The 14,959-nt window shown below is 61.8% G+C and carries 14 protein-coding genes; 6 read left to right on the top strand and 8 right to left on the bottom strand.

Features of this window, described 5'->3' with window-relative positions; translation table 11 throughout:
* The first annotated feature begins 89 nt into the window (after positions 1-89).
* Entirely contained in the window at positions 90-482 is a 393-nt protein-coding gene (locus I6E52_RS12555) for a VOC family protein (protein WP_197157890.1), read from the top strand.
* Here I6E52_RS12555 and I6E52_RS12560 read toward each other — a convergent pair.
* Complete coding sequence (locus I6E52_RS12560) at positions 479-751, bottom strand: hypothetical protein (protein WP_197157892.1); 273 nt, start codon at positions 749-751, stop codon at positions 479-481. The genes I6E52_RS12555 and I6E52_RS12560 overlap by 4 nt on opposite strands.
* Before the next feature lie 112 nt (positions 752-863).
* Here I6E52_RS12560 and nadE point away from each other — a divergent pair, with 112 nt between their 5' ends.
* The gene (nadE, locus tag I6E52_RS12565; protein WP_197157894.1) at positions 864-1,688 is read left to right on the top strand and encodes an ammonia-dependent NAD(+) synthetase; all 825 of its coding nucleotides are present in this window, start codon (positions 864-866) and stop codon (positions 1,686-1,688) included.
* Between the two features lie 15 nt (positions 1,689-1,703).
* On the opposite strand, the gene I6E52_RS12570 is transcribed toward nadE, so the two are convergent.
* From I6E52_RS12570 to I6E52_RS12595, 6 genes are all read right to left on the bottom strand, one after another.
* Positions 1,704-3,920: a S9 family peptidase gene (locus I6E52_RS12570; RefSeq protein ID WP_197157896.1), complete on the bottom strand. Its 2,217-nt coding sequence runs from the start codon at positions 3,918-3,920 to the stop codon at positions 1,704-1,706.
* Between the two features lie 67 nt (positions 3,921-3,987).
* Positions 3,988-4,731 carry a FadR/GntR family transcriptional regulator gene (locus I6E52_RS12575; protein ID WP_197138953.1) on the bottom strand — a complete coding sequence of 248 codons (744 nt, stop codon included), beginning with the start codon at positions 4,729-4,731 and terminating at the stop codon, positions 3,988-3,990.
* Positions 4,731-5,519 carry a 3-oxoacyl-ACP reductase gene (locus I6E52_RS12580; protein WP_197125454.1) on the bottom strand — a complete coding sequence of 263 codons (789 nt, stop codon included), beginning with the start codon at positions 5,517-5,519 and terminating at the stop codon, positions 4,731-4,733. Before I6E52_RS12580 ends, I6E52_RS12575 begins: the two co-directional genes overlap by 1 nt.
* A gap of 33 nt (positions 5,520-5,552) precedes the next feature.
* Positions 5,553-6,914 carry an aldehyde dehydrogenase gene (locus tag I6E52_RS12585; RefSeq protein WP_197157898.1) on the bottom strand — a complete coding sequence of 454 codons (1,362 nt, stop codon included), beginning with the start codon at positions 6,912-6,914 and terminating at the stop codon, positions 5,553-5,555.
* Complete coding sequence (locus I6E52_RS12590; RefSeq protein ID WP_197157900.1) at positions 6,911-7,654, bottom strand: gamma-glutamyl-gamma-aminobutyrate hydrolase family protein; 744 nt, start codon at positions 7,652-7,654, stop codon at positions 6,911-6,913. The genes I6E52_RS12585 and I6E52_RS12590 overlap by 4 nt, the downstream gene beginning before the upstream one ends.
* Positions 7,641-9,008, bottom strand: coding sequence for a glutamine synthetase family protein (locus I6E52_RS12595; protein WP_197157902.1), 1,368 nt, complete (start codon positions 9,006-9,008; stop codon positions 7,641-7,643). Before I6E52_RS12595 ends, I6E52_RS12590 begins: the two co-directional genes overlap by 14 nt.
* A gap of 218 nt (positions 9,009-9,226) precedes the next feature.
* Here I6E52_RS12595 and I6E52_RS12600 point away from each other — a divergent pair, with 218 nt between their 5' ends.
* Positions 9,227-10,771, top strand: a complete 1,545-nt coding sequence (locus I6E52_RS12600; protein WP_197138957.1) for an amino acid permease — start codon at positions 9,227-9,229, stop codon at positions 10,769-10,771.
* A gap of 135 nt (positions 10,772-10,906) precedes the next feature.
* Positions 10,907-11,767: a sulfurtransferase gene (locus I6E52_RS12605; RefSeq protein ID WP_197157904.1), complete on the top strand. Its 861-nt coding sequence runs from the start codon at positions 10,907-10,909 to the stop codon at positions 11,765-11,767.
* Between the two features lie 93 nt (positions 11,768-11,860).
* On the opposite strand, the gene I6E52_RS12610 is transcribed toward I6E52_RS12605, so the two are convergent.
* Positions 11,861-13,357: an APC family permease gene (locus I6E52_RS12610; RefSeq protein WP_197157906.1), complete on the bottom strand. Its 1,497-nt coding sequence runs from the start codon at positions 13,355-13,357 to the stop codon at positions 11,861-11,863.
* Between the two features lie 142 nt (positions 13,358-13,499).
* Here I6E52_RS12610 and I6E52_RS12615 point away from each other — a divergent pair, with 142 nt between their 5' ends.
* On the top strand, positions 13,500-14,309 hold the full coding sequence (locus tag I6E52_RS12615; RefSeq protein WP_197125366.1) for an acetoacetate decarboxylase family protein: 810 nt from the start codon (positions 13,500-13,502) through the stop codon (positions 14,307-14,309).
* Positions 14,310-14,436: 127 nt separating this feature from the next.
* Positions 14,437-14,931, top strand: coding sequence for an AAA family ATPase (locus I6E52_RS12620; RefSeq protein WP_197157908.1), 495 nt, complete (start codon positions 14,437-14,439; stop codon positions 14,929-14,931).
* Positions 14,932-14,959: the final 28 nt, after the last annotated feature.

Raw genomic sequence — 14,959 nt, forward strand, 5'->3', positions numbered from 1 at the left:
CCATTCGTGGATATTTAGAACCCACCGGTATCAAAACAATCGTGTGCCGTTCCGGACGCTTCGTTGGTGAAAAACGGAGGGAAAGACCGATGACCAGCTCCTTAGACAACGTAGAAGCCATCACCGTGTTCTCGGATGATGTTCCGGCATCCCGAGAGTTTTACACGAGAGTGTTTGCAGCGCCCATCCTCTTTGAAGACGAGGTGTCGGTCGCGCTGCGAATCGGTGCCATCGTGATCAACGTGTTGGCGCGAAGCGAAGCCCCCGCGCTGATCGCACCCGAACCAATTGCAGAGTCGGCGGCGGCGGCATCCGTGATGTTGACGGTGAATGTGCCCGATGTGGATGTTGTGTGCGCCACCCTGAAGAAACACGGCGTCGAGCTCGTCAACGGTCCGATCGATCGGCCGTGGGGTCGCCGCACTGCAGTGTTTCTCGACCCGTCTGGGTTGCCGTGGGAGGTCGCTCAGGAGCTGGGCTAGCTCGAGCGCGTTCCCGCAGAAGTGCGCTCGATCTTCAGCATGACGAGTGCGCCGACGATCAGCACAGGGCCGACGAGGCGGGCGATCTGAGTGAGAAATTCGACCCCACTGGCAAGGCCGCTCGCGAACTGTGAGGCGAGCGGAAAACCAATCGATTGCGCTGCCCAATAAAGGTTGGGGATCACGAAGTTGCCCAGAACGAATCCCACGATGAGTAGGCCGAGCCCGGTCCAGAACGCAATTTTGGGGTGAAGTAGTTGATCGATCATCCGGGGCTCCTGTGTTTCGTGGGCGTAACAGTTTCAGGCTAACCCGCCGAGAGTTCGCGGCGCAGCAGAAGTGAACAATCCTAAACCTAAGAGCGCGGGTTAGATTTAACGTATGACTCCGTTGCAGGCGCGCATCATCTCCGAACTGAACACCCAAGCTTCGATCGACCCTGCTGGTCAGATCCGCAGGCGTATCGAGTTTCTTAAGGAATACCTGACGGCATCGCATGCCAAGGGGCTCGTGTTGGGGATTAGCGGCGGGCAAGATTCGTCGCTCGCCGGGCGAATCTGTCAGCTTGCCGTCACGGAACTGCGCGCGGAGGGCGCCGAGGCGCAGTTTGTGGCCGTCCGGCTGCCGCACGGGGTGCAGCACGACGAAGACGATGCGCAATTGGCGCTCGACTTTATTGAGGCCGACCGCGAAGTCACCTTCAACATCCAGCGGGCCGTTGACGGTATTGCTGCCGAGTTCGCGGATGCGATGGGCGAGCCCATCACTGACTTTAACAAGGGCAACGTGAAGGCACGCGAGCGCATGGTGGCGCAGTACGCGATTGCGGGGCAGCTCGGCTACCTCGTGGTCGGAACCGACCACGCGGCCGAAGCCGTCACAGGTTTCTTCACCAAGTTCGGAGACGGTGGTGCCGACGTGCTGCCCCTCACGGGCCTCACGAAGCGCCAGGGCAAGCAGTTGCTCAAGCACCTCAATGCGCCCGAGCGCCTCTACGAAAAGGTGCCGACCGCCGACCTTCTCGACCACACGCCCGGCCAGGCCGACGAAGCCAACCTGGGCGTCACTTACGAGCACATCGACGACTACCTTGAGGGCCTCGAGGTGCCGGCCGAGGCCGCTGCCGATATCGAGCAGAAGTTCCTCAACACTCGCCACAAGCGTGCGGTGCCGGTGTCGATGTACGACGAGTGGTGGACTGAATAACGGGAGCGCTCCCGATCAGCCCACTGAGTCGCGCGTCACATCCACCATCCACGCGTAGTTGAAGGCGCGCTCGCGCCACGCGTCGTAGCGACCGGAGACGCCGCCGTGGCCCGCCGCCATTTCGGTCTTGAGTAGAGCATCCGCCCCCACCTCGCGCAGTCGGGCAACCCATTTGGCCGGCTCGACGTAGAGCACGCGGGTGTCGTTGAGGGAGGTCACAGCGAGGATGCGCGGATAGTGGGTGTCGTGCACGTTCTCGATGGGGGAGTACGACTTCATGTAGTAGTAAACCTCCTCGTTGTGCAGGGGGTCACCCCACTCGTCCCACTCGATGACGGTCAGCGGCAGCGAGGGATCGAGGATCGAGGTGAGCGGGTCGACGAAGGGGACGACCGCGAGGATGCCCGAGAAGAGCTGAGGGGCCAGGTTCGCGACGGCACCCATGAGCAGACCGCCGGCGCTTCCACCCTCAGCAACCAGACGATCGCTCGAGGTCACCTCGGTGTCGATGAGGTGATGGGCACACGCGACAAAGTCGGTGAACGTGTTGCGCTTGTGCAGCTTCTTGCCGCCCTCGTACCAGGTGCGGCCTAGTTCGCCACCGCCGCGCACGTGGGCGACAGCGAACACCATGCCGCGGTCGAGCAGGCTCAGGCGGGCAGCGGTGAAGCTCGGGTCAATGCTGATTTCGTACGAACCATAGCCGTAGAGCACGGTCGGGGCCGGGGTTCCGGGCACCACGAGGTCGTTGCGGTACACGAGGGAGATCGGCACGCGCGTGCCGTCGGAGGCCGTGGCCCACTCTCGACGCTGGGTGTACAGCGCGGGGTCAAAGCGGCCGAGCACCGGCTGCTGCTTGCGCACGACGAGCTCGTTGTTATCCACCAAGTAGTCGTAGACGATCGTCGGAGTTACGAAACTGCCATAGCTGAGGCGGATGCTCGGCTGATTCCATTCGGGGTTGGAGCTGAGGCCCACGGTGAAAAGTTCGTCGTCGAACTTCAGTTCGTGCGGGATGTCTTCGTAGCGTCCGCCATGCTTCGGAACGATCGCAATCGCCACGCGAGTGAGACCCTCGCGGCGGTACTCGATGGCCACGAAATCCTTGAAGGCATCCACGCCCTCGAGGCGCACGGCTTCATTGTGGGGGAGGATCACGCGGCGCTCGCCGAGGGGATCCGCCGCCGCAACGCTCACGAGCTCGAAGTTGATCGCATCCTTGTTGTGCACAATCAGTAGACGATCCTGCGTGCCAACCACCACATGCTCAACGTCGTATTCGACACCCACTTCGCGCGGCCAGACAACCTCGAACTCACCGGTTGGATCGCTCGTGTCGAGCAGCCGCGTCTCACTCGTCAGTCGCGAGCCCGCCTCGATCGCCAAATACTTGCCGCTGCGCGAACGCCCAACGCCCACCCAGAAACTCTCGTCGGGCTCATGAAAGACCTGCACCGTGGATGCCGCGGCCGTGCCCAGCTCGTAGCGCCAAACCGTATCGGGGCGCCACGCATCATCCACCGTCGTATAAAAGACGTACTTGCCCGTGGCATCCAGAAGCGCGCCGCCCGCGGTGCCCGGAATCTCGTCAGGAAGGTCATCGGCGGAGCTGAAGCGGGTGACGGTCTCGGTGTCGGAGGGACTGCTCGCGGCAGCGCTCGCCGCAGCGGCATCACCGAGCTGGCGCACGCGCAGTGTGTAGCGCTCGTCGCCTTCGATGTCGACGCCGTAAAGCAACAGGGTGCCGTCATCGCTGAGCGAGAACGAGCCGAGGCTAAAGAACTCGTGGCCCTCTGCTTCGATGTTGTCGTCGAGAAGGATCTGCTCGCCGGGGAGTGTCGTGGGGACAGCGGGCGCATCCGCGCCAGCGTCACCAGCCACAGGCTCGCCAATCGTCGGCGGAGTCCAGTCGTCGTCACTTGCGATCGGTGCGCGGCAGTGGATCGCGTATTGCTTGCCCTCTTCGGTGCGGCTGAAATACCACCACTGGCCGCGACGAACCGGAACGCTCAGATCGGTCTCCTGAGTGCGTGCCTTGATCTCTTCAAAGATCTGCTCTTGCAACACGCTGAGGTGACTCGTGCGCGCCGCGGTGAAAGCATTTTCGGCATGGAGATGCGCGAGGGTGGCAGGGCTCTCTTTGTCGCGCATCCACTCGTAATTATCGACGTAGTGGTCGCCATGCTGGATGCGTTCGGTAGGAACCTTTGCGGCTTCAGGTGGAGTGAGCATGACTTCAGCGTATGCCCGATTTCTGCGAAGCGGGCATGCCAGAGAAGTGAAACCGGTGGGAAAACTGTTACTCGAGGAACCCGCGCAGCAGAAGCGCAGTGCCGGCCAAGTGCTCGCTCATGGCCTGCGCCGCGGCATCCGGCCGCCCAGTGAGGATAGCGATCGCAATCTGCTCGTGTTGAGTATTCGAGTGCGCGATATTGGGCCCGAGCGAGGGGATGCTATCGAGCAACTCGTTCACGCGCATCCGCACATCGGCGATGAGCGGGGTGAGAGATGCCGAACCCGCGAGCTCGCCCACCATGAGGTGAAAGCGGGAATCGAGTCGACGGTATTCTTCATCGCTCGCAGCGTTGGCGTTGCTGAGACTCTCCCAGAGAAGTTCTCGCTCGGAGGGCGTGAGGGCGCGGCCGGCAGCAGCGCGCGCACCACCGACCTCGAGGATCTCCCGCAGCGTGAGGGTGTCTTCGATGACTTCGGGAGTGAGCTGGCGGGCAGCCGCAACAGGGTCGCCCGAGGCGGTTCCAGGAGTGTGCGTGGGGAGAGTTTCGCTGACGAAGGTGCCACCATAGCGACCGCGACGAGACACCAGATAGCCAGCGTCGCTCAGTGAGGCGATGGCGTCCCGAACGGTGTCTCTGCTGACGGAGAGCATCGTGGCGAGCTCACGTTCGGCAGGCAATCGCTCTCCGGGAGCGACTAAGCCGAGGCGCACTGTCTGGAGGAGTCGCTGAACGGTCTCCTCGAAAGAGTTGCCCCCGCGCACCGGGCGCAGCAGCAACTCTCCGTGGAGACCGGTCGGCTCATCCATTACAGCGGTGTTGTGTAGGCGGAGCTGATTCCGCCATCGACAATGAACGTCGACGCGGTGATGAATGACGAGTCATCGCTGGCGAGGAATGCAACGGCGGCGGCGAGTTCGTCAGCTTCAGCGAAGCGTCCCATGGGGATGTGGACGAGACGGCGAGCGGCACGTTCAGGATCCTTCGCAAAGAGCTCTTGGAGGAGGGGAGTGCTCGTGGGGCCGGGGCAGAGTGCATTGACTCGAATTCCCTCCCGGGCGAACTGCACGCCCAACTCACGGCTCATCGCCAGCACGCCACCCTTAGATGCCGTGTATGAAATCTGGCTGGTCGCCGATCCCATGATAGCGACGAAGGATGCCGTGTTAATGATCGAGCCCTTGCCCTGGGCGACCATGTGGCGAAGCGCGGCGCGGCAGCAGAGGTACACCGACTTGAGGTTGACGTCTTGCACTTTCTCCCACGCGGGCAATTCGGTGGTGACGATTGAGTCGTCCTCGGGCGGTGAGATTCCAGCGTTGTTGAAGGCGATGTCGACTGACCCGTAGGTGCTCGCGGTGGTGTCGAAGAGCTCATTGACCTGCGCTTCATCCGTCACATTGACCTTGATGAAGTGGCCGCCCACGAGCTCAGCGGCCGCGAGCCCCGTTGTCTCATCCATGTCACCGATGATGACGGTCGCACCTTCGGCGGCGAAACGACGTGCGGTAGCAAGACCGATACCGCTCGCTCCGCCGGTGATGACGGCGACCTTGCCAGCGAGGCGCTGTGTGAGGTCAATAGGGGTGATGCTCATTCGGTGCTCCTTGAGTAGGAAGGGGTGATTTTGTCAGTCGACGGCGATGAAAACATTTTTGGTTTCGGTGAAGTTCAGTGGAGCATCCGGGCCGAGTTCGCGGCCGAGACCGGACTGCTTGAAGCCACCGAACGGGGTGGAGTACCGCACGGAGGAGTGCGAGTTGACCGACAGGTTGCCGGCTTCGACGCCACGAGAAACGCGGATGGCGCGGCTGACATCGCGAGTCCAGATGGAGCCCGAGAGCCCATACTCAGAATCGTTGGCCAACTGCAGCGCATCGGACTCGTCATCGAACGGGAGCACCGTCACTACCGGCCCGAAAATCTCATCGGTCACGCAACGGTCGCTGCGTGACTCTGGGGTCAGCACTGTAGGCGCGAACCAGAAGCCGGGGCCGTCGGGCGCACTGCCGCGGAACGCGACGGGCGCATCCGCCGGAACGTAGGACTGTACTGACGCCAAGTGCTTGGCGGAGACCAACGGCCCCATTTCGGTCGCTTCGTCATGGGGGTCACCAACGCGCACGCCAGCAACGGCAGGCTCGAGAAGCTCCATAAAGCGGTCGTAGGCGCTGCGTTCGACGAGGATGCGGCTGCGGGCGCAGCAATCCTGGCCCGCGTTTTCGAAGACTCCGTAGGGTGCCGCGGCGGCAGCCTTCTCTAGGTCGGCATCCGCGAACACGATGTTGGCACTCTTGCCGCCGAGCTCGAGCGTGACGCGCTTTACTTGGTCAGCGCAGCCGGCCATGATCTGCTTGCCCACGGCGGTCGACCCGGTGAAGACAACTTTGCGCACCGTGGGGTTGGTCACGAAGCGCTCGCCGACGACGGACCCCTTGCCGGGCAGAACTTGGAACAGTCCTTCGGGCAGTCCAGCTTCGAGAGCGAGTTCGCCCAGCCGGATGCTCGTGAGTGGCGTCCACTCGGCGGGCTTCAGCACCACGGCATTGCCCGCTGCGAGGGCCGGAGCGAATCCCCACGCCGCGATCGTCATCGGAAAGTTCCACGGCGTAATCACGCCAACAACGCCGAGCGCCTCGTGGAAGGTGAGGTTGATACCGCCAGCGACGGGAATCTGCTGGCCGAACATCCGCTCGGGGGCCGCAGCGTAATAGTTGAGAACGTCGCGCACATGGCCGGCTTCCCACCGAGCCTGAGAGATCGGATGCCCGGAGTTGCTGACCTCCAGCGAGGCAAGATTCTCGAGGTCGCCGTCTACTGTCTGCGCGAAGCGACGCAACAGGAGCGCCTTGTCGGCGGGGGAGACGCGAGCCCATGCCTTCTGGGCGACGGCCGCGCGGGCGATTGCCGCATCCGTCGCTTCGATATCGAGCAGATCGACAGAGCCGATCTCGGCCTCAGTTGCGGGGTTGATGACGGTGTAGGTGCTCACGCGAGAGCCTTTCGGTAGTGGCGGGCCGCTTCAACGAGACCCTCGAACAGTCGGATGTCTTCTGGCGCTGCCTCGGGATGCCATTGCACGGCAACAACGAAGGTTGCCGACGGTAGTTCGACAGCTTCAATAACGTCGTCGCTCGTGCGTGCCGTGACGACGAGTCCGTCGGCGAGGCGATCGATTGACTGATGGTGGTAGAGGGGCACGACGAGGGGGTCGGTTTGCCCGCCGAGCACCTGATCGATCTGCGAATCGGCTTCGATGGCGACGGGAAGGTGGCTGAAGTTGCCGCCACCTAGTTGATAGTTTCCGTGGCCGACGACTTCAGGAAGGTGCTGGTGAAGGGTGCCACCGAGAGCAACATTGAGCACTTGAGCACCCCGACAAATGCCGAGGAATGGCAGGTCGGCATCGAGTGCTTGGCGCATGAGCTCGTCTTCCCACGCATCACGATCGAGTCGAGGTTCGTCGGTTGTCGGGTGGGGTTCTTGGCCATAGCGCGCTGGGTCGAAGTCTTTGCCCCCGGTGATGATGAGGCCGTCGAGCCCCTGAAGCACCCGGCGGGCAATTTCTGGGCTTACCGGCTGCGGCGGAAGAAGCACCGCGATACCGCCAGCGCGAGTGACAGCCTCGAAGTAGGCCTTCGGCAAAAACGCTGCCGGAACATCCCACACGCCCGTTTGCGCTTGTTCGAGGTAGGTGGTCAGGCCGATAAGGGGCCGATCAGAGTCGCTCAAAGCCGCGCACCTTTTCCCAGTCAGTCACTGCCGAGTCAAAGGCAGCCAATTCGATAGCGGCGTAGTTGAGGTAGTGGTCGACTACTTCATCGCCGAACGCTTCGCGGGCGAAAGTGGATGCCGCGAAGAGTTCTGTAGCTTCCCGCAGTGACGAAGGCACCCGAGGAACATCGCTCGTGTACGCGTTGCCTTCGAAGGCATCGTCGAGCTCAAGCTCGTTGTCGATGCCGTAGAGCCCAGCGGCGATGAGGGCGCTGACGGCCAAATACTGGTTTACGTCGCCGCCAGGAACGCGGTTCTCGACCCGCATTCCGTGTCCTTGGCCAACGACTCGAAGCGCACACGTGCGGTTGTCGAGGCCCCATGCCAGCGCCGTCGGGGCAAAGCTTCCCGGAACGTAGCGCTTGTAGGAGTTGATGTTGGGAGCGGAGAAGAGCGTGAGTTCGCGCATGACCGCGAGCTGGCCGGCAATAAAGTGACGGAACATTTTTGACATGCCGTGTTCGGCATCCTTATCGGCAAAGACGGCGGTTCCGTCTGTTCCGCGCAGGCTGATGTGGATGTGACAGCTATTGCCTTCCTTCTCGTTGTACTTTGCCATGAAGGTGAGGCTCTTGCCGTGCGCATCGGCGATTTCCTTCGCGCCATTCTTGTAGATCGAGTGGTTGTCGCACGTGTCGAGGGCTGAGGCGTAGCGGAAGCCGATCTCTTGCTGGCCAGGGTTGCACTCGCCCTTCACTCCTTCGCAGTACATGCCGGCGCCATCCATGCCGTTGCGGATGTCGCGAAGCAGCGGTTCCATGCGCGTCGACGCCAGCACGTTGTAGTCGATGTTGTAGTCGGTGGCTGCTGAAAGCTCGCGATAGCCCTTCTTCCACGCCTCGCGGTAACTGTCATCAAAGACGATGAATTCGAGTTCAGTGGCAACGAAAGTGTCGAGCCCGCGCTCGGCGAGACGCTCGAGTTGAGCTTTCAGGATCTGGCGAGGGGATGGCGCGACGGGGGTTTCGTCGTGCCACTTCAGGTCAGCGGTGACGAGTGCGGTGGCGACGAGCCACGGGGCGCGGCGCAGGGTTCCCAGATCGGGCACCATGACCATGTCGCCGTAGCCGCGCGACCAGCTCGACATTGCGTAGCCCTCGACGGTGTTCATGTCTACATCAACGGCGAGCAGATAGTTGCAACACTCAGCGCCGTGCGCCGCGGCATCCTCAAGGAAGAGTCTCGCCGAGAGACGCTTGCCCACCAGCCGCCCCTGCATGTCGGTGAAAGCCACGAGAACCGTGTCGATTGCGCCGCTTGCGACGTCGTCGGTCAATTCGTCGAGCGTGAGGTTGCCTGAGCTGGGGGACATTAACTTCTCCTCATTAAGCAAGTCAAATGGTGCGCTTTCCGACCATTAGAACACACCCACGCCGGTGTTGCTCGAAAATCTTCCCCATTGCCGCGGGAAATTTCTGTGGATTATGTCTAGTCAACAACCATTGATAACCGTATAGTCATCGCAAGGATTCTCCCAGCATTGTGTGATCGACACGTCGGTGCACGCAACCAGACTGCAAAGGAAACAGGATGTCCAAAGACACACTGAACGTCTCCGGGGTGAAATACACGACGGCTGCGGCCGGGTATTTCGAGAAACGCACACTCAAACGCACGGCGGGAATCTGGGGACTGTGGGGTCTCGCGGTCGCCGCGGTCATCTCCGGCGACTTCTCTGGCTGGAACTTTGGAATCGGCTTCGCGGGCTTTGGCGGGATGCTGATTGCCTTCGCCCTGCTGATCTTCATGTATTACGGCATGATCTTTAGCATCGGAGAAATGGCATCCGCTATGCCGCACACGGGCGGTGCCTACTCGTTCGCTCGCGCAGCAATGGGGCCGTGGGGTGGTTTCGTCACGGGGCTCGCCGAGACGATCGAATATGTGGCTACTACGGCCGTCATCGTATATTTCTCGGCTGGCTATGCCGACTTTATTACGAGCGAGCTGTTGGGCTTCTCGCTGCCGGCGCCAGTGTGGTGGCTGATTCTGTACATCGTTTTCATCGGGCTCAACTCGGCCGGCGCCGCGATTTCATTCAAATTTGCGATCATCGTGGCGATTGTTTCGATCACCATCTTGCTCGTCTTCTCGGTCATGGCAGCATTCTCTGGTCTTTTCAGCTGGGACAACCTGTTCAATATTGAGGCAGACCCTGGGCAATCATCCTTCTTGCCTCATGGCATCGTGCCGATCCTCTTTGCCCTTCCCTATGCCATGTGGTTCTTCTTGGGAATCGAAGAGCTGCCGCTTGCGGCGGAAGAAGCACACGACCCTGTCCGCGACATCCCCAAGGCCGGTTTGATCGCCCGCACGACGCTGATCATCACGGGTCTCTTGGTGCTCTTTCTCAACACGGGAATCGTTGGTGCCTCCGAGATTTCTACGTCGGGAGAGCCTCTGCTTGATGGCTTCCGCGCCATCGTCGGAGACCAAGCAGCCGCGGCCCTCGCGTTGTTTGCGCTCATCGGGCTATTCGCGTCGTTGCAGGGAATCATGTTTGCTTACGGACGCAACATGTACTCGCTGTCACGCGCCGGTTACTACCCGAAGTTCTTGTCGCTCACGGGTAAGCGTCAAACTCCCGCTGTTGCACTCCTGGTGGGTGCGATTATCGGCTACGTCGCTCTGGTTCTTGTTGACAGCCTCGGCGGCGCCGATGGCGTCGCGGGTGCAATCGTCTTGAACATCGCGGTGTGGGGTGCTGTCATCGCTTACGTGCTGCAGATGGTGTCGTTCTTGATTTTGCGCAAGAAATACCCGAACGCAAACCGCCCCTACCGCAGCCCCTGGGGTGTTCCCGGAGCTATTATCGGCGGCGTTCTTTCGTTGGCGATCTTCTTCGGCTTCTTCATCAACGAGCCCGCTCGTCCGGCGATCGGCGCCATCGCTGTGGTCTACATCGTGATGCTTGCGATATTCGGGCTCTACGGTCGCAAGCGCCTCGTGCTCTCGCCTGAAGAGGAATATGCAATCTCCGGTGGGCTCCACGGAGATCCGCAGAAAGAGGGGTATGGCGGTGCCGTCGAGGAAGAGCTTCTCGCTACTGACGGTCGGGACGAGCCCCGCAGCTAGGAGGAGCTCCGCAACAGATTAGCTCTGAGCTTCCCGTCGCCCGCAAACATCCGGTCGGCGGGAAGCTCAGCTAGTGCGTGTGCGCCGACGGCAGTGAATGCGATCATGGAACCACCCCAATGATCGGAGCCTCGGATGCCACACCCCCTCGTTACCGCGAGCGAACTTGCCGCGCTACTCGACAATGCGGCCACGGGTGGCACGCCGGTGAAGGTTTTAGATGTGCGCTGGAGCCTCGGTGGCCCCACCGGGCTACGTCTCTATAGCGAAGGTCATATTCCGGGCGCGGTGTATGTCGACCTCGATACCGAGCTTGCCGGTCACGGCGAACCGCAGGAGGGGCGTCATCCGTTGCCTGCTGCCGCGGACTTTCAGGCTGCTGCCCGCCGCTGGGGCATCAATGCTGGCGACACCGTCGTTGTCTACGACAACTGGAACAGCCTTGCCGCCTGCCGCGCGTGGTGGCTGCTGCGCTACATGGGGGCTGCAGACGTGCGAGTGCTCGACGGTGCGCTCCCGGCGTGGACTGCGGCCGGGCATCCGCTCACTGAAGGAACCGACGACATGACGAATGCCACCCCGGGTTCGATTAGCCTCAGCGCCGGGCACGAACCTGTACTCAACGCCGATGATGCCGCCTCGCTTCCCGAGAGCGGCGTGCTGCTCGATGCGCGCGCGGGGGAGCGCTATCGCGGCGAGACCGAGCCGATCGATCCGCGCGCCGGCCACATCCCCGGGGCGATCAGCGCACCGACCTCGGGCAATCTGGATGACGCCGGCCACTTCCTCGATTCCGACGCGCTGCGGGAGCGGTACGTGGCGCTCGGTGTCGATGTTGATCGTGCAGTAGGCGTGTATTGCGGCTCTGGTGTCACGGCGGCTCACGACGCTCTCGCGCTGACTGTCGCAGGCTTCCGTCCGGCACTCTTTCCCGGCTCGTGGTCGGCGTGGGCTAACCAGCCCGAGCGTCCCGTCGCGACCGGCGCGACGCCGTAGCTGTGGCATCCGCTCGGAGCATCTCGCTTCACTCCTCTTAAATACGAAGGGCCCCAACATCACCACGGTGTTGGGGCCCTTCGATCAGGGGTGTTACGAAATCACATCCTGCAGCAATTCTTCGTTGAGTTCCTTGCGAACCAGCGACACGATGTAGCCGATCACGAAAGCGATGAACGGTGACAGCACGAGGAACCAGCCGAAAGCGTTGAGTCCGAATGCGGTGACGGTCGGGTCGACGTCGGCGGCAAGCGTGAGGTCACCGGCGAGGAGGCCGAAGCGTGACATCAGCAGGTACTCGGCGAGAACGAGACCAATGAACGCCAAGATCGGCGCAATCATGGTGACGAAGATGTTTTCGGTGCCCTTGTTCCGCAGGAAGAAGCGGATGATCGCCACGCAGACGAGCGCTTCGATCAGCACGATCGCCACGACGGCAAGGCCACTGAACCAGAAGAACATGTTGCCAACGGGGTCGAGCTGGAAGGCGGCGAACAGCACGATCACGACGCCGCTAATGATCGACACGATGATGGATGCGCGGCCAGGAGCTCCGCGACCGTTCACGGTTCCCACCGAACTCGAGATCACGCCACCGCGACCGAGGGCGAAGAGGTAGCGGCTTGCGGCGTTCTGGAAGGCGAGCAGTCCGGCGAACAGGCTCGAGAGCACGAGGATGCTCATGAGCGTTGCGAGCCAGGGCCCTACGTATTCGCTCGCGAGAGTGAAGAGCACGGCGGCGGGGTCTTCGAGGCCGGCTGAACGTTCGAGCGTCTGGTCGATCACGTTCGAGGCGCCCATGCCAGTGACGAGTGCGAAAGCGGTGAAGGCGAAGAGTACGGTGATGAGGCCGACCGCGAGGTAGGTCGCACGGGGTACTGCGCGCTTCGGGTTGACACTCTCTTCGCCGTAGATGGCGGTTGCTTCGAAGCCGATGAAGGAGGCGAAGGCGAAAGCGAAGGCGATACCGGCGGAGCCTGCGAGGCCACCGGCCATGATGAGGTCGGGCGAGAACGATGCAGCCCAGTCGAGGCCCTCGGGGCCGCCATCGGCGAGGATCGCAACGGCTGCGATGACAAGCACAACGAGTTCGGCGAGCATCAATACGCCGAGCACCTTGGCGCCGACGTCAACGCGAGCGAGCGACAGCCCGGTGACGACAACCCAGGCGAGTAATGTCCACGCCCACCAGGGGAGAAGTCCGACCTGTCCGGCCATGACTCCACCAAAGAAGCCATAAATGGCGAGCTGGATGGTGAGGTACGCGAGTACGGAAACGAACGAGGATGCGATTCCGGCGTTGCGCCCGAGTCCGCGGCCGACGTACGCAAAGAATGCACCGGTGTTAGTGACGCGTTGGCTCATCGCGGCGTAGCCGACGCTGAACAGGAGAAGCACGATGCCGGCGAAGAGGTACGCGCCGGGGGCGGCGGCGCCGTTGCCGAGAACGATCGCGACGGGCACTGCGCCGGTCATGCCGACGAGTGGTGCGGCTGCTGCCACCACAAAGAAGACGATTCCGATTACGCCGAGTCGCCCTTTGCGCAGGGTCCGATCGGGGCTTTCCTGGGATTTTTGGTCAAGCGCCATAGTGAAACTCCTCGTTGAGTTCTAAATCAAGTCGTCCGTATCCGAACGAGTTGGGTACAACAATGGCGAAGACAGGGTGACTTAGTCAAGGGTTTCGGGAAATTCATTCGGATACGAACTGTTTTGGGCTACACTCTGGCGCATGACCGAACTCAACGGATTTCTTCCTCCACTCACCCCGCAAGGGTCAAGTTCGCTCGTGCCGAAGATGCCCTGGTACTACTCGGGAACGCTACTCACTGTCGAGTATCTAACCGATCCAGCCAACGTACGTGCGATCCTCCCCGACGATATTGACCTCGCCCCCGAACAGCCGGGCGCTGTTGCCATCGTGTGGGCAGACTGGCAGTCCTGCAGCACAGGCGGCCTCGAGTTGCTCGACCCCGTTCGAGCGCAGTACCTCGAAGCGTTCATGGTGGTGCGTTGCTCCCACAAGGGCATCGTGTACAGCCGCTGCGTCGCCATCTGGGTCAACAAAGACTTCGCCATCGGCCGCGGTTGGTTCCAGGGGTATCCCAAGAAGCTCGGCAACATTGCCGTTACTCGAGTCTTCAACACGGGCAAAGCAACCCCCAAGCTCGAGAACGGTGGCCAATTCGGCGCCTCAATCGCGGCGTACGACCACCGGCTCGCGTCGGCCGTCGTCACTCTTCGCGAACCCGCCGAGAGCAACGGCTTCGTTAACGGCCACAAGATGCTGCACAGCCGCTTCATGCCCTCCATCAGCAAGGATGCCGGTATGTCGCTCGACCAGCTCATCACGATGGGCGGCACCGACGTCGAGATTGGCGAGACCTGGAAGGGCGACGCCGAACTCCACCTCGGAGATTCGCAATGGGATGAGCTGCACTCGATCCTGCCCGTGCAAGAAATCCTCGGCGGCTACTACCGCGAGATCGGAGTCACCTTCAACGGTGGCGAACTCGTAGAAGACCGCTCGAACGCGATCTAATCTCTTTCACCGCAAAAAGCCCCGCCGAGAACTTCGGCGGGGCTTTTCTGTGCACTGACGGCTTCGCGACCCCATTGCCGAGCGGATTCTTCCCGCGAGGTGTTTCGTCGTCTGAGAAACTGTTCGCATGACAGCTGAGCGCCTGCGGGCAGTGTTGGTGACGGGAATGTCTGGTGTCGGCAAGTCGACCGTGTTGGCTGCGCTTAATCAGCGCGGGATCGACGCTGTGGATACCGACGAGGGAAACTGGATCGAGGATGTCGACGGTGAGCCCTTGTGGAGCATCCCACGCGTGACAGCGCTGCTCGACACGCAGCGCGATCAACCATTGGTTGTGCAGGGTACAGTGGCAAATCAGGGCCAGCTCTATCACCGCTTCGACGCCGTTATTCTGCTCACCGCAGCGCAGGCCGTAATCCTCGAGCGACTCCGAACCCGCACATCGAATGACTACGGAAAATCTCTTGCCGAGCGTTCTAAAGTCGAACAGGAAATTCGCGACGTCGAACCCCGACTGCGCGCTGGAGCAACTCACGTGATTGACGCGTCGGCTCCGCTAGTGGACGTCGTAGAGGCTGTTGAGCGCATCATCCGAGGGCGTGACGTCGCACCAGCAGAGTGAGCGACCGGCGTTGGGCCGGAGACGTCGC

Source organism: Salinibacterium sp. NG253, from assembly GCF_015864945.1.
Taxonomy (GTDB): domain Bacteria; phylum Actinomycetota; class Actinomycetes; order Actinomycetales; family Microbacteriaceae; genus Rhodoglobus.